The organism is Streptomyces sp. NPDC127092, assembly GCF_042722475.1.
Taxonomy (GTDB): Bacteria; Actinomycetota; Actinomycetes; order Streptomycetales; family Streptomycetaceae; genus Streptomyces.
On sequence record NZ_JBHXFE010000047.1, the window covers coordinates 14,837 to 37,626 of the forward strand.

The 22,790-nt window shown below is 72.3% G+C and carries 22 protein-coding genes; 10 read left to right on the forward strand and 12 right to left on the reverse strand.

Annotation, left to right across the window (positions count from 1 at the left end; genetic code table 11):
- Positions 1-42 precede the first annotated feature (42 nt).
- Positions 43-597 carry a helix-turn-helix domain-containing protein gene (locus tag ACFWJO_RS30620; protein ID WP_386870350.1) on the reverse strand — a complete coding sequence of 185 codons (555 nt, stop codon included), beginning with the start codon at positions 595-597 and terminating at the stop codon, positions 43-45.
- Between the two features lie 206 nt (positions 598-803).
- Here ACFWJO_RS30620 and ACFWJO_RS30625 point away from each other — a divergent pair, with 206 nt between their 5' ends.
- The gene (locus tag ACFWJO_RS30625) at positions 804-1,937 is read left to right on the forward strand and encodes an aryl-sulfate sulfotransferase (RefSeq protein ID WP_386870352.1); all 1,134 of its coding nucleotides are present in this window, start codon (positions 804-806) and stop codon (positions 1,935-1,937) included.
- Positions 1,934-3,331: a uracil-xanthine permease family protein gene (locus ACFWJO_RS30630; protein ID WP_386870354.1), complete on the forward strand. Its 1,398-nt coding sequence runs from the start codon at positions 1,934-1,936 to the stop codon at positions 3,329-3,331. Before ACFWJO_RS30625 ends, ACFWJO_RS30630 begins: the two co-directional genes overlap by 4 nt.
- Here ACFWJO_RS30630 and ACFWJO_RS30635 read toward each other — a convergent pair.
- The 11 genes from ACFWJO_RS30635 to ACFWJO_RS30685 all read right to left on the reverse strand — a co-directional run bounded on the left by ACFWJO_RS30635 (position 3,309) and on the right by ACFWJO_RS30685 (position 13,356).
- The gene (locus ACFWJO_RS30635) at positions 3,309-4,124 is read right to left on the reverse strand and encodes a sulfite exporter TauE/SafE family protein (protein ID WP_386870355.1); all 816 of its coding nucleotides are present in this window, start codon (positions 4,122-4,124) and stop codon (positions 3,309-3,311) included. The two genes, ACFWJO_RS30630 and ACFWJO_RS30635, sit on opposite strands and share 23 nt — an antisense overlap.
- Before the next feature lie 26 nt (positions 4,125-4,150).
- Positions 4,151-5,047: an ABC transporter permease gene (locus tag ACFWJO_RS30640; RefSeq protein ID WP_386870357.1), complete on the reverse strand. Its 897-nt coding sequence runs from the start codon at positions 5,045-5,047 to the stop codon at positions 4,151-4,153.
- Positions 5,034-5,834, reverse strand: coding sequence for an ABC transporter ATP-binding protein (locus tag ACFWJO_RS30645; protein ID WP_386870359.1), 801 nt, complete (start codon positions 5,832-5,834; stop codon positions 5,034-5,036). The genes ACFWJO_RS30640 and ACFWJO_RS30645 overlap by 14 nt, the downstream gene beginning before the upstream one ends.
- Before the next feature lie 32 nt (positions 5,835-5,866).
- Positions 5,867-6,973, reverse strand: a complete 1,107-nt coding sequence (locus tag ACFWJO_RS30650) for an aliphatic sulfonate ABC transporter substrate-binding protein (protein ID WP_386870361.1) — start codon at positions 6,971-6,973, stop codon at positions 5,867-5,869.
- 173 nt (positions 6,974-7,146) lie between these two features.
- Positions 7,147-7,341 carry a putative leader peptide gene (locus tag ACFWJO_RS30655; protein WP_386870363.1) on the reverse strand — a complete coding sequence of 65 codons (195 nt, stop codon included), beginning with the start codon at positions 7,339-7,341 and terminating at the stop codon, positions 7,147-7,149.
- A 76-nt stretch (positions 7,342-7,417) separates the two neighbouring features.
- On the reverse strand, positions 7,418-7,876 hold the full coding sequence (locus ACFWJO_RS30660; RefSeq protein ID WP_386870365.1) for an RrF2 family transcriptional regulator: 459 nt from the start codon (positions 7,874-7,876) through the stop codon (positions 7,418-7,420).
- Between the two features lie 90 nt (positions 7,877-7,966).
- The gene (locus ACFWJO_RS30665; RefSeq protein ID WP_386870367.1) at positions 7,967-8,947 is read right to left on the reverse strand and encodes a TauD/TfdA dioxygenase family protein; all 981 of its coding nucleotides are present in this window, start codon (positions 8,945-8,947) and stop codon (positions 7,967-7,969) included.
- Between the two features lie 235 nt (positions 8,948-9,182).
- A complete protein-coding gene (locus ACFWJO_RS30670; protein ID WP_386870369.1) occupies positions 9,183-10,553 on the reverse strand; it encodes an LLM class flavin-dependent oxidoreductase in 1,371 nt (456 codons plus the stop codon).
- 54 nt (positions 10,554-10,607) lie between these two features.
- Positions 10,608-11,501, reverse strand: a complete 894-nt coding sequence (locus ACFWJO_RS30675; protein WP_386870371.1) for an ABC transporter permease — start codon at positions 11,499-11,501, stop codon at positions 10,608-10,610.
- Positions 11,498-12,328: an ABC transporter ATP-binding protein gene (locus ACFWJO_RS30680; protein WP_386870373.1), complete on the reverse strand. Its 831-nt coding sequence runs from the start codon at positions 12,326-12,328 to the stop codon at positions 11,498-11,500. The genes ACFWJO_RS30675 and ACFWJO_RS30680 overlap by 4 nt, the downstream gene beginning before the upstream one ends.
- 5 nt (positions 12,329-12,333) lie before the next feature.
- Complete coding sequence (locus tag ACFWJO_RS30685; protein WP_386870375.1) at positions 12,334-13,356, reverse strand: ABC transporter substrate-binding protein; 1,023 nt, start codon at positions 13,354-13,356, stop codon at positions 12,334-12,336.
- 940 nt (positions 13,357-14,296) lie between these two features.
- Here ACFWJO_RS30685 and ACFWJO_RS30690 point away from each other — a divergent pair.
- The 8 genes from ACFWJO_RS30690 to ACFWJO_RS30725 all read left to right on the forward strand — a co-directional run bounded on the left by ACFWJO_RS30690 (position 14,297) and on the right by ACFWJO_RS30725 (position 22,784).
- Positions 14,297-15,730 (forward strand): ABC transporter permease subunit, encoded by a 1,434-nt coding sequence (locus ACFWJO_RS30690; protein WP_386870377.1) that lies wholly within the window; start codon positions 14,297-14,299, stop codon positions 15,728-15,730.
- The gene (locus ACFWJO_RS30695; protein WP_386870379.1) at positions 15,727-16,491 is read left to right on the forward strand and encodes an amino acid ABC transporter ATP-binding protein; all 765 of its coding nucleotides are present in this window, start codon (positions 15,727-15,729) and stop codon (positions 16,489-16,491) included. The genes ACFWJO_RS30690 and ACFWJO_RS30695 overlap by 4 nt, the downstream gene beginning before the upstream one ends.
- 35 nt (positions 16,492-16,526) lie before the next feature.
- Positions 16,527-17,510 (forward strand): ABC transporter substrate-binding protein, encoded by a 984-nt coding sequence (locus ACFWJO_RS30700; RefSeq protein ID WP_386870381.1) that lies wholly within the window; start codon positions 16,527-16,529, stop codon positions 17,508-17,510.
- A 191-nt stretch (positions 17,511-17,701) separates the two neighbouring features.
- The gene (locus ACFWJO_RS30705; protein ID WP_386870383.1) at positions 17,702-17,830 is read left to right on the forward strand and encodes a putative leader peptide; all 129 of its coding nucleotides are present in this window, start codon (positions 17,702-17,704) and stop codon (positions 17,828-17,830) included.
- 113 nt (positions 17,831-17,943) lie between these two features.
- Positions 17,944-19,155 (forward strand): LLM class flavin-dependent oxidoreductase, encoded by a 1,212-nt coding sequence (locus ACFWJO_RS30710; RefSeq protein ID WP_386870385.1) that lies wholly within the window; start codon positions 17,944-17,946, stop codon positions 19,153-19,155.
- A gap of 20 nt (positions 19,156-19,175) precedes the next feature.
- Positions 19,176-20,576, forward strand: coding sequence for an NtaA/DmoA family FMN-dependent monooxygenase (locus tag ACFWJO_RS30715; RefSeq protein WP_386870386.1), 1,401 nt, complete (start codon positions 19,176-19,178; stop codon positions 20,574-20,576).
- Positions 20,573-21,640: an LLM class flavin-dependent oxidoreductase gene (locus tag ACFWJO_RS30720; protein WP_386870388.1), complete on the forward strand. Its 1,068-nt coding sequence runs from the start codon at positions 20,573-20,575 to the stop codon at positions 21,638-21,640. Before ACFWJO_RS30715 ends, ACFWJO_RS30720 begins: the two co-directional genes overlap by 4 nt.
- 16 nt (positions 21,641-21,656) lie before the next feature.
- Entirely contained in the window at positions 21,657-22,784 is a 1,128-nt protein-coding gene (locus ACFWJO_RS30725; protein ID WP_386870390.1) for an LLM class flavin-dependent oxidoreductase, read from the forward strand.
- Positions 22,785-22,790 lie beyond the last annotated feature (6 nt).

A 22,790-nucleotide genomic window follows, 5' to 3' on the forward strand; every position in this document is an offset into this window, starting at 1 on the left:
CGGCCGCGTCGGACGCGGGGCGGCGCGGGCGGACGGGCCCCGTCAGGACTCCAGTACCTCCACGTGGTCGCCGATCGCGACCACCAGGACCCGCGAGTCCGGCCCGGTGGAGCGCCAGCGGTGGCGGACGCCGCCGGACAGCAGCAGGGTGTCACCGCGGCCCAGCCGGTGCACCCGGCCGTCGGCCTCCACCTCCACCGCGCCGTCCGCCACGTACATCAGCTCGTCGTTGCGGTGCCGGAACTCGCGGTCCGCCTCGTGCTCGCCGGTGAACTCCAGGGCGTGCAGCTGATGGCGGCCGCGCACCACCGGCCGGACGCGCGCCTCCCGGTCGAGGCCGCTGTCGTCGGCGGCGCGGACCATGTCGACCGTGCGGGTCTCGTCCGAGGCGGCGAGCAGCTGCACCGCCGTGGTCCCGAGGGCGTCGGCGATCCGCTGCAGCGACCGCATGCTGGGGCGCGCCCGGTCGTTCTCGATCTGGCTGAGGAACGGGGAGGAAAGACCGCTGCGCCCGGCCACGTCGGCGAGCGTCAGGTCGAGTGCCCGCCGCCGGCGGCGTACGGCAGCCCCCACCCGCGGTGTGTTCGCGGCCTCCATGATCGTGTCCCGTCCTTCCCCGCCCCGTGGCGCCGTTCTCCCCGGTCGAGTGCGCCTGACGGCACCCTACGCGGCCCGCGGCGTGAACCCGGAGACGGTTTCGTACTCCTGACACACGCCCGTCACACAACGCCCCTACCGTCAAAGTCGGTTGTTCTCATCAAAGAAAGTTTGAAGCGCGCACCCGCGCAGCGAGGAGATCCGACGTGCCCGCCATCCCCCCGATCGACCAGAACTCGCGCCGCCGGCGTCCCACCGGCCTCATCGCCCTCGACGAGACGGCCGCGTCCGAGGGCTACACCCTCTTCGCGCCGCTCACCGGCAGCGGAGAGGTCTACCTCGTCGACCTCCACGGCCGCACCGTCCACCGCTGGGACCTGCCCTACCGCCCCGGCCGCCACGCCCGCCTCCTCCCCGACGGGACCCTCGCCTACAACGGCGTGCTCCCGGGGGAGGAGGCCCTCTTCCCGATGTGGCACAAGTACCGGGGCGGCGTCATGCTCCGGGCGGCCCCCGACGGCACCGTGCTGCGGGAGCACCGCGACCCCCTCCAGCACCACGACGCCCACCACCTCGACGACGGCCGCATCCTCTACACCGCCCTGGAACCCCTGTCGGGGGCGGAGGCGGCGGCCGTACGGGGCGGAGTACCCGGCTCGGAGGCCGCGGGCGGCGTGGTGTGGGCCGACACCGTCAAGGAGGTCGGCCCGGACGGTGAACTCCTGTGGTCCTGGCGTGCGGCGGAGCACCTGGACCGCGAGGAGTTCGCGCTGCACGAGGCGTACGCCCGCGAGCACTGGCCCCTGATCAACAGCGTCACGCCCCTGCGGGACGGCAACGTCCTCGCCAGCCTGCGCAGCGTCTCGGCCGTCGTCGTCATCAGCCGCGACACGGGCGAGATCCTGTGGCGCAGCCGCCCCGGCACGGTGAGCCAGCAGCACGCGCCCACCGAACTGGACGACGGCCGGCTGCTGGTCTTCGACAACGGCGTCTTCCGGCCCGGCCACGACGTGCCCTACTCCCGCGTCATCGAGATCGACCGGGCGGGCGGCGACGTGGTGTGGGAGTACCACGATCCGGCCCGCGAGTTCTTCTTCGCGCCCTTCATGGGCTCCGCGCAGCGCCTGCCGAACGGCAACACGCTCGTCACCGACTCTCCGTCCGGGCGGCTGTTCGAGGTGACGAAGGACGGCTACCTCTGCTGGGAGTACGTCGTCCCGTACTTCGCGGGCTACGGCGAGAGCGAGGTACGCGGCCTCTTCCCGTCCGAGCCCAACGCCGTCTTCCGCGCCTACCGTTACGCCGCGGCCGACATCCCGTGGCTGGAGGCGACGGCATGACGGCCCCCACCCGCACCCCCGCGGCGGCCGGCTCCTCCCCGGCAGCCGTCGACGCCCGCGTCCCGTGGCGGCGACTGGTCCCGCTGTCGGCCCAGCACGTCCTGGCGATGATCGCCGCCCCGGTCTCCACCGTGTTCCTGGTCGCCGGCACCCTGAGGATGCCGCCGGACGCCACCGCCTCGCTGCTCAGCGCCGTCCTGCTGCTGTGCGGCGCCGGCGCGCTGCTCCAGTCCCTCGGCGTGTGGCGGATCGGCGGCCGCCTCCCGTTCGTCATGCTGCCCGGCGGGGCCGCGACCGCGCTGTTCCTCCAGATCGCCCAGGAACACGGGGCGCCGACCGCCACCGGCGCCGTCCTCCTCGCGGCGGCGCTGCTGCTCGCCGTACTGCCCCTGTACGCCCGTGTCGTACGGCTGTTCCCGCCGCTGGTCATGGGCGTGACCGTGCTGCTCATCGGCATCGCGATGATCCGGGTCGCCGCCCGGCTCGTCACCGGCCCGGACGGCACGGGCGAGCCCCGCGCGGTCCTCCTCGCCGCGCTCACGGTCGCGGCGACCGTCGCCGCGTACGTCCTCCTGCGCGGCGTCTGGCGCCAGACCTCCGTCCTCATCGGCATGGCGGCGGGCACGGCCGTGGCGGTGACGACCGGGCTCGGGACCTTCGCCCCCGCCGCCGGCAGCGGCTTCGCGCTGCCCGCGCTCCTGCCCTTCGGGGCGCCGCGGTTCGACCTGGTGGCCGCCCTTCCGCTGCTCGTGTTCAGCCTCACCACGCTGGCCGAGATCACCGGACAGACCGTCCTCAACAGCGAGACCGTCGGCCGGACTCCCGCTCCCGGACGGGACGTTCCGCGTGTCGCCCGCGCCGACGCCCTGGTGTCCCTGGCCGGCGGCCTCTTCGGCACGTCCCTCATGGTGACCAGCGCCGAGAACATCGGCATCGGCCGGCTCACCGGAGTCCGCAGCCGCTTCGTCACCGCCGGCGCCGGGGTGCTTCTGGTCGTCCTCGGCCTCGCCGCGCCGGTCTCCCGGGCGCTGGCGGGCATGCCCGAGGCCGTGGTCGGCGGCTCCGCCCTCGTCGTCTACGCGGTCATCGCCGTGATGGGCGTCGAGATGCTCCGCAGGGCCGACCTGTCCGGCACGGGCACGGGCTCGCTGACGGCCGCACTCGCGCTCACCGTGGGACTGCTGCCGCTGCTCAGCCCGGACCTGTACGCGGGATTCCCCGCCTGGGCCCGCACCATCCTGGGCAGCGGCGTGGTCGCGGGCACCCTGACGGCCGTCCTGCTCACGGCGACGCTCGGCCGGTCCGGTCCGGGGAGCCGCCCGAAGGAGACGGCCGGGCGGGGGACGGCGGCGGGTGAGGACGTGGGTGGCGTCAGCGGTGACGGGCGAGTTTGACCGCGGAGACCAGCAGGACCACGGCCAGGGCGGGGATGAGCAGCAGGTCGGGGACCGCCCCGAGGAGCAGCCCGCCCAGCAGGGCACCGGCGACGGAGCCCGCGCTCATCACCGCGGCGAAGCGGAGGCTGGCGCCGAGCACCGCGAAGCTGCCGTCACGGCTGTAACGGGCGAAGGCCACCAGCATCGTCGGCAGGGACACCAGCAGCGAAAGGCTGCCCGCCGCCTTGATGTCCACGGCGAACAGCAGCACGATCGTCGGGATCAGCAGCTCACCGCCGGCCACGCCCATGATCGCCGCGACCACTCCGATGCCGAACCCGGCGACGACCCCGCAGGCGACCTGCGCCCACACCGGCAGCGCGAGCGTCGCCGGTGTGGTGCTGTGGGAGGCGACCAGGGCCGCGGCCATGAGCACCATCAGGCCGGCAAGGACCTTGTACAGCGTCGCACCCCGCGTCCGCACGGCCCAGGCCGCTCCGACCCACGCACCCAGCAGGCTCCCGGCCAGCAGGTTGACGGCGACGGGCCAGTGAGCGGCCACCTCCGAGGCCGGAACCGCCGCCATCCGGGCGGGCAGCGCGACGAGGACCACCATCAGGCTCATGGCCTTGTTCAGGATGACCGCCGAGAGCGCGGCGAACCCGAACAGGCCGATCAGCAACGGCAGCCGGAACTCCGCACCGCCCAGACCGATCATCCCGCCGAGCACGCCCACGGCCGCTCCCATGGCGAACACCAGGGGAGCGGAGCGCCGCGTACGCGCGGGCAGGAGGTCGTTGTCGGTCGCCATGGCGGCATCATCCCTGACCGGATGGATCAGGCCTTCACGAGGAGGCCGCGGCGGCGCAGGACGGCGCGTTCGAGGGGGCTGAAGACGAGGAGGTCGATGGCGACGCCGACGAGGAGGATGAGGATGATGGCGAGGAAGATGCCGGGCATGTCGAAGTTGTTGCGGCCGTTTTCGAGGAGTTGGCCGAGGCCGAGGCCGAGGTCGGGGGAGCTGGCGATGATTTCGGCGGCCATGAGGGAGCGCCAGGAGAAGGCCCAGCCCTGCTTGAGGCCGGCGAGGTAGCCGGGGAGGGCGGCGGGCATGACGATGTGCCAGGCGCCCTTGAGTCCGGTGGCGCCGAGGGTGCGTCCGGCGCGCAGGAACAGGGGCGGGACCTGGTCGACGCCGGCGACGAGGCCGTTGGCGATGGAGGGGACGGCGCCGAGGAGGATGACGGCGAACATCATGGAGTCGTTGAGGCCGAGCCAGAGGACGGCGGGGGCGACCCAGGCGACCGAGGGCAGGGACTGCAGGCCGGAGAGGATGGGGCCGATCGCGGTGCGGACGACGGCGACGCGGGCGACGAGCAGGCCGAGGGGTGTGCCGATGGCGAGGGCGAGGAGGAAGCCGAGCAGGGCGCGGGACACGCTGGTCCACAGGACGCCGAGGAGGGTTCCTTCCAGCCACATGGTGGTCAGGCTGTCCCAGACGGCGGACGGTGCGGGCAGTTTGCCCTCGTCGGTGACCTTCAGGTGCACGAGCAACTGCCATGCCGCCAGCACGAGGACGACGGCGAGGACCGGCGGCAGGACCTTCTTCAGGAGGACCTCGCGCACCGGGGTGCTGCGTATTTCGACGCTGTCGAGGGCGTCGAGGCCCGCCTCCAGGCCGGCCAGGTCGTCGGCCTTTCCGGCGGCGGCGGCGGTCGTCTCAGTGCTGGCCATGGCGGCGGATCTCCCCACGCAGTTCTTCGGTGATCTCGACGGACAGTTCCGCGACGGCGGCGTCCTCGATGCGGCGCGGCTGCGGGATGTCGATGGTCCATTCCCGGGCGATGCGGCCGGGGCGGGACGAGAGCAGGACGACGCGTTCGGCGAGTCGTACGGCCTCGCGGACGTTGTGGGTGACGAACAGGACCGAGAGGCGGGTTTCGCGCCAGATGCGGGTGAGTTCGTCGTGGAGGACGTCGCGGGTGATGGCGTCGAGTGCGGCGAACGGCTCGTCCATGAGGAGGAGCTGGGAGTCCTGGGCGAGGGCGCGGGCGAGGGCGACGCGCTGGCGCATGCCGCCGGACAGTTCGTGGACGCGCTTGCCGTAGGAGCCGGTGAGGCGGACGAGTTCGAGGAGTCGTTCGGCTTCGGGGCGGCGGTCGGGCTTGGGGACGCCGCGGAGTTTCAGGGCGAGTTCGATGTTCTTGCCGGCGGTCAGCCAGGGGAAGAGGGCGTGTTCCTGGAACATCAGGGCGGGCCGGCCGGTGGTGGTGATGGAGCCGGCGGTGGGTGAGTCGAGTCCGGCGACGAGGTTGAGCAGGGTGGACTTGCCGCAGCCCGAGGCTCCCAGGAGGGTGACGAACTCGCCGGGGGCGACGTCGAGGGAGATGTCGTCGAGGACGAGCTGGCCGCCGGCGGGACCGCCGAAGGACTTCGAGACGTGCTCGATGCGCGCGGCGTGTGTCACCGCCGCACGGTCCTCGGCCTTGGCGAGTGTCGTGGTCGTGGCCATGGTCGTCATCTCCTGGGAGTTCGGGCTGCGCTGCTACGGCTTTACTTCGCGCCGAGACCGGCGTCGGCGACTTCCGGCTTGCCCTCGGCCTTGAGCACCTTGTTGAGCAGCGTGAGGTCGTAGATGCCGGCGAGCTCGGGCTTCTTCAGCAGTCCCGCGTCCACCGCGTGGTCCGCCTGCGCCTGGAGGGTGGCCGCGAGCGGGTCGTCGGTGAGGGTGATGGACGGCCAGGCCGCGTCGATGACCTTGGCGGAGAGCGGCTTGCCGGTCTCCTTCTTCAGCGCCGCGTTCACCGACTCCTTGGCCGCGTCCGGGTTGGCGGTGATCCACGCGTTGGTCTTCACCGTGCCGCGCAGCACCGCCTCGACGACGTCCGGGTGCTCCTTGAGGAACGCCTGGCGCACGATGATGTTGGTGATGACGAACTTCTTCTCGGGCCACAGGTCGGACTCGTCGAGGAGGACCTTCGCGCCCTCGCTGACCAGCTTCGACGCGGTCGGCTCCGGCACCCACGCGCCGTCGATGGAACCGGACTTGTAGGCGTCCGGCGTCACCTTGTTGTCGGTGCGCAGCACGGAGACGTCGCCCTTGCCGCTCTGCGAGTCGACCTTCCAGCCCTTCTCGGACACCCAGTGCAGGAACGCGACGTCCTGGGTGTTGCCGAGCTGCGGGGTCGCGATCCGCTTGCCCTTGACGTCGTCGACCGTCTTGATCTTCTCCGGGTTGACGACCAGCTTCACGCCGCCCGAGGCGGAACCGGAGATGATCCTCAGGTTCTGGCCCTTGGACTTGGTGTAGCCGTTGATGGCGGGGGAGGGGCCGATGAAGCCGATGTCGATCGAGCCGGCGTTCAGCGCCTCGATCTCCGACGGGCCCGCGTTGAAGGTCGAGGGCTTGATCGTCGTGCCGCCGAGCTCCTTCTGGAGCAGGCCCTTCTCGACGCCCACGAGAGCGGTGGCGTGGGTGAGGTTCGGGAAGTAGCCGATCCGCACCTCGCCGGCGGAGAGCTTCTTGGCGTCGGCCGCGACCTTGGGCTGCTCGTCGTCCTCGGCGGCCTGGGAGCCGTAGCCGCAGGCGGTGAGCAGAAGGGGAAGAGCCGCGACGGCGGCGAGGGTGCGGAGGGCGGTGAGCGGTCTTGCGGCAGACACGGAGGTGTCCTTTCGGGGAAAGGTCTTCAGGAAGTGCGGACATGCGTGACGCGACCGCCCGCGAGCTTCGCCCGGCGCGGGGCAGGGCGCGTGCGGTGCGTGGGCGGTGGCGGGATGCGATCGGCGGTGGCGGCTGTTCTGCGGGACTGGAGAGGCGGATCCGCTGAACGGCCTCAGAAAGGCCGACAGATGGCGCTGGACGTGCGGCCGAGGTCGATGTGCCGGCGGGAGGTGAGGAGCGAGGACGGGAGCGAGTCGTCTGCCTGCTTCAGCGTGCGCACAGCTGCCACCTCCGGAATCCCTAGTTTTCCCACCTGAGTGATAGGCATAGTGGCAGAGGCGGGTTTCGGCCCCAAGAGGGATTTCATATACTGGACGATCTCGTCTTATTGATCGAGATGTCGCAGGTCAGACCGGTGGCGGTTCGAGGCCGTGGCCGTCGTCTCAGGGATTGGTCCAGGCCGTCGGGTCCTGCGCCAGGGAGTGCACGAAGTCGGGGAGCTCGCCCGAGGCGATGTCCGCCAGCGAGACGCCTTCGAGGATCTGGCGGACGTTCGCGCGCAGGGCGACCCACAGCGGCAGCAGCGCCTGTGCGGGGCCGTTGTACGAGAGCTCCGGCGGGCGCACGCCGCGTACGGAGACCAGCGGGCCGTCGACCGTCCGCACCACGTCGGCGACGGAGATGTCCTCGGCGGCCTTGGCCAGCCGGTAGCCGCCGCTGGCGCCGCGCTGGCTGAGCACCAGTCCGCCGCGGCGCATGTCGTTGAGGATGCCTTCGAGGAACTTGTGCGGGATCTCCTGCGCCTCGGCGATGGCCTCCGCCTTCAGGGGGCCGCCCCCGGGGGCGCCGGCGAGGAGAAGGGCGGCCCGTACCGCGTAGTCCGCCCTGGCTGAGATCCGCATGCCGGCATTATCCCGCAGGTCCCGCCGTCGGTCGCGGCGGGACCTGCGGGCGGGAGCCGCGGCGGCACCCGTCGGATGGCGTGGCCCCGGTCAGGCCGGGACGGGCGTGTAGTGGGCGGCGTCGTCGCCCTCGACGACGTAGCTGTGCGCGCCGTCGACCCCGGCGGGGGCGTCCCCGGCGACGGTGACGCGGTGCAGCAGCCGCGGCTGGTCGCCGTAGTCGTCCGGGGCGTAGTGCTGGGTGACGCGGTTGTCGAACAGCACGAGGTCGCCGGCGTTCCAGGAGATCCGCACCACGTTCTCGGGCCGGGTGACGTACGACTGGAGGAGCCCCAGGAGGACCCGCGACTCCGCCGGGCCGAACCCGACCAGGCTCTGCGCGAACCCGCCGACGAACAGGCCGCGTTCGCCGCTCTCCGGGTGGACGCGCACGACCGGGTGGGCGGTGCGGTAGCGCCGTGACACGAACTGCCTGCGGTGCTCGGCGGCCTTCTCGTTCTTCGGCTCGGCGTAGTCGTACGCGTTGGTGTGCACGGCCCACAGCCGGTCGGCGAGCTCCCGCAGCGGCTCCGGCAGGTCCCGGTAGGCCGCGGCCGCGTTGGCGATCAGGGTGTTGCCGCCGTACGGCGGGACGACGAGGGCCCGCAGGGTGGACGCCTTGGGCGGCGTACGGACGAAGGTGACGTCCGTGTGCCAGTGGTTGGCGCGGATGCCCTCGTCGCCGTCCACCGGCAGGATCTGCGGCCGCCCGTCGACGGCCGGCACGGTGGGGTGGGCGCCCGTCAGCTCGCCGAAGAGCGAGGCGAAGCGGAGCTGGCCGTCGTCGTCGAGGTGCTGCTCGCGGAAGACCAGGACCTTGTGCTCCAGAAGGGCGTCGTTGAGCGCCGCCACGGTGCCCGGGGCGAGGTCGCCCGCCAGGTCCAGGCCGTGGACCTCGGCGCCGATGCGGCCGCCGATCCGGCGGAGCCCGAAGCCGGTCGGTCCGGTCGCCCCGGTCGCCCCGGCGGGCGTGGCGGGTGTGGCGGAGGTGGGCGCGGTCGGAGCGCCCGAGGGGGTGGAGGCGAGGGTCATGGCAGGTCGTCCTTTCGGTGAGTGATGAGCGGGGCCTAGGGGGTGTCTCGTCGATCAGGCCGGATCAGGGAGCGGCGTCTGGTGCCGTGCGTCGCAAGGCGCCGGAGTGGCTCGATAGCGGAGCTATCGGGGCGCTTCGGCAACGCGGCGAGGCGCGGTGCCAGGCGTCGCGAGCCCGGCATGATCGACGAGACACCCCCTAGGAGGTCGGTGGTGAGGTCGCGCGCCTCGCGGGTCAGGCCGTCCGTCCGGCGCCGACGGCCGCTGCGGGCGCCGGGGCCGCGACGCCCGTCGGCCGCGGCAGCCCGTAGTGCTCCCGCAGGGTGCGGCCGGTGTACTCGGTGCGGAACAGGCCGCGGGCCTGGAGGATCGGGACCACCTGGTCGACGAAGTGGTCGAGCCCGCCGGGCAGGTACGGCGGCATGATGTTGAACCCGTCGGCGGCGCCCTGGGTGAACCACTCCTGGAGCTGGTCGGCGATCTGCTCGGGGGTGCCGGCGACGACCCGGTGGCCGCGCCCGCCGCCGAGCCGGGCGATCAGTTCGCGCAGGGTGAGCCCGTCCCGCCGGGCGAGTTCGGCGACCAGCGTGAAGCGGCTCTTGTTGCCGTTGATGTCGCGCTCGTCGGGCAGCCGGGGCAGTGGCCCGTCCAGCGGCAGGCCGGTCAGGTCGGTGCCGAGCATCCCGGAGAGCTGGGCGAGGCCGTACTCCGGCACCTGGAGGTCGGTGAGCTCCTGTTCCAGGGCGCGGGCCTCCGCCTCCGTGGAGCCGATGACGGGGCAGATGCCGGGCAGGATCTTCACGCCGTCCTCGGCCCGGCCCTGACGGGCCACCCTGCCCTTGAGGTCCTTGTAGAACGCCTGGGCGTCGGACAGGGTCTGCTGCGCGGTGAACACGGCCTCCGCGTACCGGGCCGCGAACTCCTTGCCGTCCTCAGACGATCCCGCCTGCACAAGCAGCGGGTGCCCCTGCGGGGAGCGGGGCACGTTCAGGGGGCCGCGCACCCGGAAGTGCGTCCCCCGGTGGTCGATGGGCCGGACCTTGTCGGTGTCCGCGTAGACACCGCGCTCGCGGTCGAGGACGACGGCGTCGTCGGCCCAGCTGTCCCAGAGCTTGACGGCGACGTCGACGAACTCCCGGGCCCGCTCGTAGCGCAGGCCGTGCTCCAGGTGTTCCTCGCGGCCGAAGTTGCGGGCCTCGTCGACGCTGCCCGACGTCACGATGTTCCAGCCCGCCCGGCCGCCGCTGAGGTGGTCGAGGGAGGCGAACGCGCGGGCCGTGGTGAACGGTTCGTTGAACGTGGTCGAGACGGTGGCGATGAGCCCGATGTGCCGCGTGACGCCGGCCAGCGCCGACAGGAGCGTGAGCGGCTCGAAGCCGCCGAGTGCGTTGTACCGGGCGTTGCCCCACAGGGCGAGGCCGTCGGCGAGGAACACCGAGTCGAGCAGCCCGCGCTCGGCGGTCCGGGCCAGCTCCTGGAAGTACGCCACGTCGGTGACGCGCTCCGGCGTGGTGCGGGGGTGCCGCCAGGCCGCGTCGTGGTGGCCGGCGTTCATCAGGAAGGCGTTCAGGTGCAGCTGACGGGGAAGGGGCGGGGATCCGGGCATGGTGGTGTCCTAGGTGGGTGGGCGAGTACGGGGAGGCGGACGGCGGGGCGCGGTTCAGCCGTTCGCGGGGACGCGCCAGGAGCTGAGCCGCCGCTCCAGAGCGACGAGGAGCTGGTTGAAGGCCACGCCGACGGCGGAGATCGTGATGATCCCGGCGTACATCTGCGGGATGGCGAAGTTGTACTGCGAGGCGTTGATCAGATAGCCGAGGCCCGCCTTGGCGCCGATCATCTCGGCCGCGACCAGGACCAGGATGGACACGGCTCCCGCGAGCCGGACGCCCGTGAAGACGGCCGGCACCGACGCCGGGAGGATCACCTTCTGGAACAGCCGTACCGCGGGCAGGTCGAGCGACCGGGCCAGCCGGAGCAGGGTCGGATCCACGGACCGTACGGCGCTGATGGTGCTGAGCAGTACGGGCCAGGCGCAGGCGTACACGACGATCGAGATCTTGGACGTCTCGCCGATGCCGAGCAGCAGCACGAACACCGGCAGCAGCGCGAGGGCCGCGGTGTTCCGGAAGACCTCGAGCAGCGGTCCGAGGAGATCGGCCACCGGCCGGTACCAGCCGATCAGCAGGCCGAGGGGCACGGCGAGCGATACCGCGATCAGGAAGCCGCTGAAGGACCGGGTGAGGCTGGCCCGCGCGTGGTCGGCGAGCTGCCCGTCGGCGGCGAGCCCCCACCATGCCTCGGCGACCTCGCCGAACGGGGGAAGGAACGTACGGTCGACGAGGCCGAGCCGGGGCGCGGTCTCCCACAGCAGGAGCAGGGCCACGACGGCCGCCGACCTGGTGCCGGCCCTGAGGACCCCGTGGGCCAGCCGGCGCCCCGCCCGCCGGGACCGCCCGAGGCGTACCGGGGCGGGGGCGGCGGGCTTCGGGGGTGCCGCCTCGGGACGGGTGGCGAGGCCGGTGCCGGCCCCCTTTGCGGTGGTCACGGTGCTCATGCGGCGACTCCCTCCCTTTCCTCCTGCTGGGCCCTGGACACCTCGTCGCGGAGCAGGGACCAGATGTGGTGCCGGTGGCGGGCGAACCCGGGGCTGGAGCGCGGGTCGTCGCCGTCCGCCCGGGCCGGCAGGTCGATCGGCACGACCTCCTTGATCCGGCCGGGCCTGGAGGTCATCACGGCCACCCGCTGCCCCAGGTGCACGGCCTCGTCGATGCCGTGCGTGATGAAGACGACCGTCTTGCCGGTGGCCCGCCAGATGCGCAGCAGCTCGTCCTGGAGCGACTCGCGCGTCTGCGCGTCCAGCGCCGCGAAGGGCTCGTCCATCAGCAGCACGTCCGGGTCGTACGCGAGGCTGCGGGCGATGGCGACCCGCTGCCGCATGCCGCCCGACAGCTCGTGGGGATGCCGGCCCTCGAACCCGCCGAGCCCCACCAGGTCGAGGAACTCCCGTGCTCGCGCGGCCCGTTCGCGCCGGGGCACGCCCACGGCCTCGAGCCCGAACTCGACGTTGCCCTGGGCGGTGCGCCAGGGCAGCAGCGCGTACTGCTGGAACACGATCCCCCGGTCGAGGCCCGGCCCGGTCACGGGGGAGCCGTCGAGGAGGATGCGGCCCGAGGTGGGCCGGGACAGGCCGCCGAGGAGGTCGAGCAGCGACGACTTGCCGCAGCCGCTCGGTCCGACCACGACGAGGAACTCGCCGGCGCCGACGGTCAGGTCGACACCGTCGAGCGCGGTGACGACCGAGCGTGCGCCGTCCCTGCCCTTGACGGGGAACTCCTTCCGCACCCCGTCGAAGACGATCTTTGCCGTGTGCGCGGCGGTCACGAGGGTCACCTCCCGTTGCGGTTGAAGTCGTTGGTGTAGAGGGCGTCGAGGCGGACCCGGCCGCGGTCGACGTCCCCGCGCTGCGCGAGCCAGTCGATCCAGAGCCGGAGCTCCTTGCCCGTGATGCGCCCGCCGGGCTCCGCCACGCCGTACGACTTCCAGTAGCGGAGGGCACCGACGTCCTCGTTCCGCTTCCGCTTCCGGACGATCTCCGTCATCCGGGCGACCACCTCGTCACGCGGGGTGGTGCGCGACCAGTCGAGTGCCCGGCCGACGCCGGTGACGAAGGTCCGCACGGTGTCGGGGTTCTGCCGGATGAAGCGGTCGGTCATGACGTACGTGCCGGCGCTGAACGAGCCCAGGAGCTGGTGGTCGGTGAACAGCGGCCGCAGTCCTCCACCGGCCAGGGCCTTCTCCCGCAGCACGCCGCCCAGCACGGCGACGTCGATCTGCTTCTGGCGCAGCGACTGTTCGGTGTTCACGGGCGGCACCACGAGGGGCTCGACCTTGTCGGCCTCCGCCGGGGACAGCCCGCCGCGCTGGAGGTAGATGTCGAGCATGGCCTCGGAGTGCGCGCCGAGGGTGTTCATGCCGACCTTCTTGCCGATGAGGTCGCGGGCGGAGCGGATCGGACTGTCGGCGAGCACGTAGTAGCCGCTGTACGCGTGCTCGTCGGAGCCGTAGTAGCTGATGACCGCCTTGATCGGCGCGCCGCCTGCCGCGAGTTTGACCACCGCGCCGTTGAACGCGCCCCCGAAGTCGGTCTGGCCGGTGGCGGCCGACTGGATGTCCTGCGGACCGCTGATGGTGTTGCCGACCCACTCCAGTTCCACGTCCTTCAGGTAGCCGAGGTCCTGGGCGAGTTCGGCGGGGGTGACCTGACCGGTCCAGCCCTGGTAGCGGAGCGCCTTCGTGCCGCCCTTGGCGGAGCCGCCGCTGCCCGCGGCCGTGCCGCAGCCGACCGCGACGGCCGAGAGGCCGAGCAGGGCGAGGAACTGGCGTCGGTTCGTCGTGGACAACGTGCTCATGGGAACGTCCTGTTCAGAAGGGGGGGACGAAAGCGGAATCGCGGACGGCGCGAGACGGCGCCCGGCGCAGGAATTCCAGGGGAAAGGCAGGAGCCGGCCAGGGAAAGGCAGGAGCCGGGGAAAGAGACGGGTAAAGGGGCGGGGAAAGAGAAGCGAAGAACACGCCGCACGTCACGCCGCACGTACGCGGGGGACTTCCGGGCGGCGGCCTTGTTCGCGCTTCGCCGGGGGTCGTCCCGTCGTCCCGTCGTCTAACAGACGCGGGAGGACATACGGAGGGCGCCGGCGTGCCGCCGGGGACCGACGGACAGCCGCGTGCCGAGGTTCGCTGACCGGCTCACGCCAACGAGGCTGGCAGCGGGAATCGGCCACGTCAATGCGAGAAACGGCGCCGTCTCAATTCCGAATTCCTCGACACGCGCCTGAAGCATTCCGTTCATCAACCGCGTGGCGCGGGTGGTCGGGAACCCCCAACTGCCGTTCCGGAATACGGCCGGCGGTTGACGAGAGGCGCGGTGTTCTGCTCAATTGGTCGCATGAACGCCGAGCAGCGCCTGGTCGCCCGTGGCCACATCGACTTCGGTCGGGTGTGGTCCGCGGCGTGTCCCGCCTGACGTGGCAACGGGCCGTCTGACCGGCCCTCTTCTCCCTCGGTGACCCCGTCGCGGGCCGAGGCGCTCCCGTCGCCGTACAGCCGCACGCACCGGCCCGGCCCGCACCCGTACACCCCCTGCCGCACAGCACCCTGAAGCGCCGCCGCACCTGGCGGCGCCGCGTGCTGCTCCGCCGTGCCCGCGTGCGCCGCACCACGTCACGGAACCGAAGAACTCGAGGAAAGGCCGTCTCCCATGCCCGTGGCATCCCCTGGCGTCGCCGCCGCCCACGACGTTTGCCCCACCGCCCCGCGCCCCGCCCGCGGCACCCTCGCGGCGGTGCGGCGATGACGCAGGCCCCGGAACTGACGGTCGTTCACGTGCCCGTCTCCGACCCGCGGGTCCGGCCCCTGCTGCGGGAACTCGGCGACGAGTACACCCGACGCTACGGCAAGGACGCGCACGCCGAGATCTCCCGTTACCCCGACGAGGAGTTCACCGCCGCGCACGGAGGCGTCCTGCTCCTGCTCCTGGAGCACGGCGAGCCGGTCGCGGGCGGCGCCTTCCGCCGCCATGACGCCACCACGGCCGAGCTGAAGCGGATCTGGACGCACTCCGCCCACCGGCGGCGGGGCCTCGCCCGCCGTGTCCTCGCCGAACTGGAGCGCGAGGCGCACGCCCGTGGCTACCGGCGGATCTTCCTGACCACCGGCCCGCGCCAGCCCGAGGCCCGCGGCCTGTACCTGGCCACCGGCTACACCCCGCTGTTCGACACGGAGGCGGACCCGGAGACGATCGGCCCGCTGCCCTTCGAGAAGCACCTGCCGGCCGGCGCACCTCACGAGAAGGCGGCGGGACCCGCGCCGGAGGAGGCGGCGGGGCCCGCTCCGGACGACCCGTCCTCGCTCAAGGTCGTGCCCGTCCGGCACTACGCCCGCTGGGCGGCGGCCGCCGCCGTGATCGTGCTGGTGTCCCAGTTCGTGCACGGTCTGGCCACCAACCCGGTCTGGGAGTGGGACGTCTTCCGCGCCTACTTCCTGTCCGAGACGATCGTCCAGGCGGTGTGGGTGACCCTCCAGCTCACCGCGTACGCCACCGTGCTCGGTTTCCTCCTCGGCACCGTCCTGGCGTTCATGCGGCTGTCGCACAGCCCGGTGCTGCAGACCGTCGCCTGGTCGTACATCTGGATCTTCCGGTCCATCCCGATGATCGTCCAGCTGGTGTTCTGGTTCAACCTGAGCGCGCTGTACGCGGAGCTGGGCGTCGGCATCCCCTTCGGGCCGGTGTTCTGGTCCGTCGACAGCAACAGCCTCATCGGCACCATCGGCGCCGCCGTCATCGGACTGACGCTGCACCAGGCCGCCTACGCCGCCGAGATCGTGCGCGGCGGCGTCCTCGCCGTCGACCAGGGCCAGCTGGAGGCAGCGGCGGCACTGGGCATTCCCCGGCTGCGGCAGATCCGGCGGATCGTGCTGCCGCAGGCCATGCGCGCGATCCTGCCCACCGCCGGCAACGAGATCATCGGCCTGCTCAAGGGCACGTCGGTGGTCTACGTGATGGCCATCGGCGAGCTCTTCTACCAGGTGCAGGTGATCTACGGCCGCAACGGCCGGGTGATCCCCCTGCTCCTCGTCGCCACCGCCTGGTACGTGCTCCTCACCTCCCTGCTGTCGGTCGCGCAGTACTACGTGGAGCGCCGCTACGCCCGGGGCGCCGACCGCACCCCGCCGCCCACCCCGCTCCGGCGCGTCCGGCGCTTCGTCACGAAGGAGAGCTCGTGAGCACCGTCATGGTGGACGTCCGGGGCGTCCACAAGAGCTTCGGCCCGCTGGAGGTGCTGCGCGGCGTCGACCTGAAGGTCCGCGCCGGCGAGGTCACCGTCATCCTCGGCCCGTCCGGCTCCGGGAAGTCCACGCTGCTGCGCACCATCAACCGCCTGGAGAAGGCGGACCGGGGCTGGATCGGCATCGACGGCGAGCTCATCGGCTACCGCCGCTCCGGCAGCAAGCTGTACGAGCTGAGGGAGAGGGACGTCCTCAGGCAGCGCACCCATATCGGGTTCGTCTTCCAGAACTTCAACCTCTTCCCGCACCTCACCGTGCTGGACAACCTGTCCGAGGCGCCCGTCTCCGCACTGCGCCGCCCGCGCGGGGAAGCGGAGGAGACCGCCCGCCGGCTCCTCGGCCGCGTCGGCCTCGCCGACCGGGCCGACGCCTATCCGCGGCAGCTCTCCGGCGGCCAGCAGCAGCGCGTGGCCATCGCCCGCGCCCTCGCGCTCGAACCGAAGGTGCTGCTCTTCGACGAGCCCACCTCGGCACTCGACCCGGAGCTCGTCGGCGAGGTCCTCGACGTCATCAAGGACCTGGCCCGCAGCGGCACCACCATGATCGTCGTGACCCACGAGATCGGCTTCGCCCGCGAGGTCGCCGACACCGTGGTGTTCATGGACGGCGGTGTCGTCGTGGAGCAGGGCCCGCCCGAAGCCGTCCTGGACGCCCCGCGGCACGAGCGCACCCGCGCCTTCCTCTCCAAGGTCCTCTGACCACCCCTCACCCCTTCCAGGCAAGGAGCACGACCATGACCACCTCGATCACCCGCCGCACCGCCGCCGCCGCGCTGGGACTGACCGCCGCCCTCGTCCTCGCCGCCTGCGGCAACCCCTCCGACGGCGGCACGACCGAGGTCGCGGCCGCGTCGGGCGACAAGGTGAAGATCAACCTGAGTCCCGACCAGAACCGCGTCACCACGGGCAAGGTCGACTCCATCGCCGCCCGGGTCCCGGAGGAGATACGCAAGCGCGGCACCCTGGAGATCGTCGACTCCTCCGGCTCGGCCGCCCCGCTGACGTTCTTCGCCACCGACAACAAGACCGTCATCGGCGTCGAGCCCGACATCGCGTACCTGGTCGCCGACGTGCTCGGCCTCGAGCCGCACATCAACACGGTCTCGTGGGAGAACATCTTCGTCGGCCTGGACAGCGCCAAGTACGACGTCGGCTTCAGCAACATCACCGTCACCGAGGAGCGCAAGGAGAAGTACGACTTCGCCACCTACCGCGAGGACAACCTGGGCTTCGAGGCGAAGAAGGGCAGCGGCCTGAAGATCGGCGGGCCCGAGGACGTCGCGGGCAGGACCGTCGCCGTGAGCAGCGGCACCAACCAGGAGAAGCTGCTCGTCGAGTGGAGCAAGGAGAACGTGAAGGCCGGCCGCAAGCCGGTGGACATCAAGTACTACCAGAACGACAGCGACACCTACCTCGCCCTCCAGTCCGGCCGCATCGACCTCTACCTCGGGCCGAACCCGACCGCCGCCTACCACGCGGCCACCACCGGGAAGACGGAGGTGGTCGGCACCTACTCCGGCGCCGGCGCCACCCTCCAGGGCCTCATCGCCGCCACCACCAAGAAGGACAGCGGCCTGGCCGAGCCCCTTGCCGCCGCGCTCAACCACGTCATCGAGAACGGCACGTACGCCAAGGTGCTGCAGCGCTGGGGCCTGTCCGACGAGGCCGTGACCACGTCCGCGGTCAACCCGCCCGGCCTTCCGAAGACCAACAAGTAGCCGCCGGCGGTTTCATGGAGCCGCAACACGCTCTCCACCTTCGCCCGTCCGGCTTCACCTAGGCTGCGAGGACAGGGGGACCTGCCGTGCCGAGCGCGGCAGGCCCCCCGGACCCGAGCGGCCCGAAGGGGCCCGAAGAGGCCCGGCGTGGCCGTAAGCGCCCCGAAGGGGCCGGACGAGCGGAGGTGACGGTGTCGACCCCCCTCTCCCGCGTGCTCGTTCCCGCCGCCGCGGTGCTCGTCGCGCGCGGCTGCGTCCGTCTCCACTCCCGTACCCACATCGACCTGCGCAGGGTCGCCGGCGCCCTCTGTCGTCCCTGACCCGTTCCCCGCCACCGAGCCTCCGCACGGGAGGCCGGTGATCACCGACGGTCGACCAGGAAGGGCCCCTTTTCGTGTCCCCGCTTCCCCCGCTTCCCCCTCTTCACCTTGCCGTGGCACTGGACGGCACCGGCTGGCACCCGGCCGCGTGGCGCGAGCCGGGCGCCCGGCCCCGTGACCTGTTCACCGCCGGTTACTGGGCCGGGCTCGTGGCCGAGGCCGAGCGCGGCCTGCTCGACTTCGTGACGTTCGAGGACGGGCTCGGGCCGCAGTCCTCGCACCCCACGGAGCCGGACGAGCGCACCGACCAGATCCGGGGTCGGCTGGACGCCGTACTGATCGCCGCCCGGGTCGCACCGCTGACCCGGCACATCGGGCTGGTGCCGACCGTGGTGGCCACGCACACCGAGCCGTTCCACATCTCCAAGGCGATCGCCACCCTGGACTACGTCAGCACCGGCCGCGCGGGTCTGCGCGTCCGGGTGACGGCGCGGCCGGACGAGGCCGCGCACTTCGGCCGCCGCACCTTCCCGTCCCTCCGCGTCGAGGACCGTGACCCGCCCGCCGGCCGGGCCCTGACCGCCGAACTCCTCGACGAGGCCGCCGACCACATCGAGGTGGTGCGCCGCCTGTGGGACAGCTGGGAGGACGACGCGGAGATCCGGGACGTCGCCACCGGGCGCTTCGTCGACCGCGACAAGCTGCACTACATCGACTTCGAGGGCCGGTACTTCAGCGTCAGGGGACCCTCCATCACGCCCCGGCCGCCGCAGGGACAGCCCGTCGTCAGCGCGCTGGCGCACGGCAGCGAGCCGTACCGACTGGTGGGCCGCTCCGCCGACATCGGGTACGTCACCCCCCGCGACACCGACCACGCGCGCGCCGTCGTCGCCGAGGTCCGTGCCGCCCAGGCCGCGGCAGGGCGATCGGAGGAGCCGCTGCACCTCTTCGGCGACCTGGTGGTGTTCCTGGACGACGATCCCGCCGCGGCGAAGGACCGCAAGGCCCGCCTGGACGGCCTCGCCGGCCACGTCTACACCAGCGACGCCGAGGTGTTCACGGGCACTCCCGGGCAACTGGCGGACCGGCTGCTCGACCTGCGCCGGGCCGGCCTCAGCGGCTTCCGGCTGCGCCCCGGCGTGATCGGCCACGACCTGGAGCAGATCACCCGGCGTCTGGCGCCCGAGCTCCGACGCCGTGGCGCCTTCCGGAGCGCCTACGAGGCGGACACCCTCCGGGGGCTGCTCGGACTCGCCCGCCCCGCCAACCGCTACTCCCCCGAGCTCTCGGCTTCGCTCGAGCAGGGGGCACCCCCATCCGTCTGAGCCGCAGGAGCCGTACCGCCATGACGAACCCGACCACCGGCAAGCCCCGGAAGCAGATCCACCTCGCAGCCCACTTCCCCGGCGTCAACAACACCACCGTCTGGAGCGACCCCCGGGCGGGCAGCCACATCGAGTTCAGCTCGTTCGCGCACTTCGCCCGGACCGCCGAACGAGCCAAGTTCGACTTCCTGTTCCTCGCCGAAGGACTGCGGCTGCGCGAACAGGGCGGACAGATCTACGACCTGGACGTCGTGGGGCGGCCCGACACCTTCACCGTCCTGTCCGCGCTCGCCGCCGTCACCGACCGCCTCGGCCTGACCGGCACCATCAACTCCACCTTCAACGAGCCCTACGAGGTGGCCCGCCAGTTCGCGAGCCTGGACCACCTGTCGGACGGACGCGCCGCCTGGAACGTCGTCACCTCCTGGGACGCCTTCACCGGCGAGAACTTCCGGCGCGGCGGCTTCCTCCCGGAGGACCAGCGCTACTCCCGGGCCGAGGAGTTCCTGTCCACCGCCACCGAGCTGTTCGACTCCTGGCACGGCGACGAGATCGTCGCCGACCGGGAATCCGGCATCTTCCTCAAGGACGCGCGGGCCGGCGCCTTCGTCCACCGAGGACAGCACTTCGACATCGCCGGCCGGTTCAACGTCCCGCGCAGCCCGCAGGGCCGCCCGGTGATCTTCCAGGCCGGCGACTCCGAGGAGGGCCGCGAGTTCGCCGCCGCCGGCGCCGACGCCATCTTCAGCCGGCACAGCACCCTGGAGGCCGGCCGGGCCTTCTACACCGACGTGAAGGGACGCCTGGCCCGCCACGGCCGCACCCACGACCAGCTGCTGATCCTGCCCGCGGCGACCTTCGTGCTCGGCGACACCGACGCCGAGGCGCAGGAGCTGGCCCGAGAGGTGCGCCGCCTGCAGGTCAGCGGCCAGACGGCGATCAGGTACCTCGAACACGTCTGGAACCGGGACCTGTCCGCGTACGACCCGGACGGCCCGCTTCCCGACGTCGACCCGGACCCGGGCGAGCACACCATCGCCCGCGGCCGGGCCAGTGTCCGGTCGTTCCGCGACCCGCTCGCCGTCGCCCGGCAGTGGCGCGAGCGCGCCGAGGCGGAGAACCTGTCGATCCGCGAGCTGGTCATCGAGACCACCGGCCGCCAGTCGTTCGTCGGTTCCCCGGCCACCGTGGCCGACACCATCGACCACTTCGTCCAGACGGACGCCGCCGACGGCTTCATCCTCGTCCCGCACATCACCCCGGGCGGCCTCGACGCCTTCGCCGACACCGTCGTCCCGCTGCTCCAGGAACGCGGGGTGTTCCGGCACGACTACACCGGCACCACGCTCCGCGACCACCTGGGCCTGGCCCACCCGGACGCCCGCGCCGGGGATCCGGGGATCCGGCGGGTGGCGTCGTGAAGTTCCTGGCCATCACCCTCATCGTGCACGCCCCGGACCCGGTGACCGGAATCCGGAAGTCCACCCACGAGCGCTTCCGCGAGGTGATCGACAACGCGCTGCTGGCGGAGGAACTCGGCTTCGACGGCTTCGGCGTCGGCGAACGCCACGAGCGGCCGTTCCTCTCCTCCTCGCCGCCGGTCGTGCTCAGCCACGTCGCCGCCCTCACCTCCCGGATCCGGCTGTTCACCGCCGTCACCACCCTCAGCCTGCTCGACCCGGTGCGCGCCTACGAGGACTACGCGACCCTGGACCACCTGTCCGCCGGTCGCCTCGACCTGATCATCGGCAAGGGCAACGGCACCGCCCAGCGCGAGCTGTTCCACGTCACGCCCGAGGACCAGTGGGACCGCAACGCCGAGAGCTACGACCTGTTCCGCCGCATCTGGCGCCAGGACAAGGTCAGCGCGTCCCCGCGCTACCGTCCGGGGCTGACCGACGCCGAGGTGTGGCCGAGGCCGTTCCAGCAGCCCGTCCGGGTCTGGCACGGCAGCGCCACCAGCCGCGAATCGGTCGACCTCGCCGCCCGGTACGGAGATCCGCTCTTCTCCGCCAACGTCACCCACCCGATCGAGCCGTACGCCGAACTCGTCGACCACTACCGGGAGCGCTGGGAGCACTACGGCCACGACCCGGCCCTGGCGGTCGTCGGCGCGGGCACGGCCGGCTTCCACGCGGCCCGCACCTCGCAGGAGGCGGTCGCCGCGTACCGGCCGGTGTTCGAGGGGCAGCTCGCGTTCCAGAAGAGCCAGGGCCTGGAGCCGGTGTTCCCCACCCTGGAGGACTTCGTCGAACGCAGTTCGGCGCTGATCGGCAGCCCGCAGCAGATCGTCGACAAGGTGCACCGCTACCACGAGCGGTTCGGACACAGCGTGCTGCACCTGCAGGCCGACGCGAACGGTCTCACCCCCGCCCGGCACCGGGCCTCGCTCGAACTCTTCCAGTCCGAGATCGCGCCGGTGCTGCGACGCGACATCCCGGACCCGCCGTTCCCCTGGGCACCCGTGACGCCCCACGACCGCTGAGGAGCACCACCCGACCATGTCCCGCACACCTCTCGGAGTCCTCGACCTCGTCCCGATCACGTCCGGCTCCACCGCCGCCCAGGCGCTGGCCAACACCGTCGACCTGGCCCGGCAGACCGAGCGTTTCGGCTACGCCCGCTACTGGGTCGCCGAGCACCACCTCAACCCCGGTGTGGCCGGGGCGTCTCCCGCCGTCGTGCTCGCCCTGACCGCCTCCGCGACCTCCACCATCAGGATCGGCTCCGGGGCCGTACAGCTCGGTCACCGCACCGCCCTGTCCACCGTCGAGGAGTTCGGGCTGATCGACGCCCTGCACCCCGGGCGGCTCGACCTGGGTCTCGGCCGGTCCGCCGGCCGGCCCTCCGGGCAGACGGCCGGCCCCCGGCCCACCACGACCCCCGTCGTCGACGGTCGCGCGCCCAACGGCCTGAAGATCCCGCCCCGCTTCTCCTTCGAGCACCTGATCGGCGCGCCCCGCTTCCAGGTGCAGCAGCGGCTCCTGCACCAGCCCGGCGCCCGCTCCCAGGACTACGGCGAGCAGGTCGACGACGTCCTCGCGCTGCTGCGCGGCGACTACCGCGCCGCCGACGGGACCGAGGCGCACGCCGTCCCCGGCGAGGGCGCCGACCTGGAGGTCTGGATCCTCGGCAGCAGCGGCGGCCAGAGCGCCGAGGTCGCGGGCCGCAACGGCCTGCGCTTCGCCGCCAACTACCACGTCAGCCCGGCCACCGTGCTGGAGGCGGCGGAGGGCTACCGGGCCGCGTTCCAGCCCTCCGACCACCTCGACAAGCCCTACGTCAGCGTCTCCGCCGACGTCGTCGTCGCCGAGGACGACGAGACGGCCCGCGAACTGGCCACCGGCTACGGACCCTGGGTCCGCAGCATCCGTACCGCCGAGGGCGCCATCCCCTTCCCGAGCCCGGACCAGGCCCGCGCCCACGCCTGGACCGAAGCCGACCGCGCCCTGGTCGCCGACCGCGTCGACACCCAGTTCGTCGGCTCGCCCGGACGGGTCGCGGACCAGCTCGAACAACTGCAGGAGGCCACCGGCGCCGACGAACTGATCGTCACCACCATCACCCACGACCACGCCGACCGGGTCCGCTCCTACCGGCTCCTCGCCGAGGAGTGGCAACGCCGCTGACCGGTA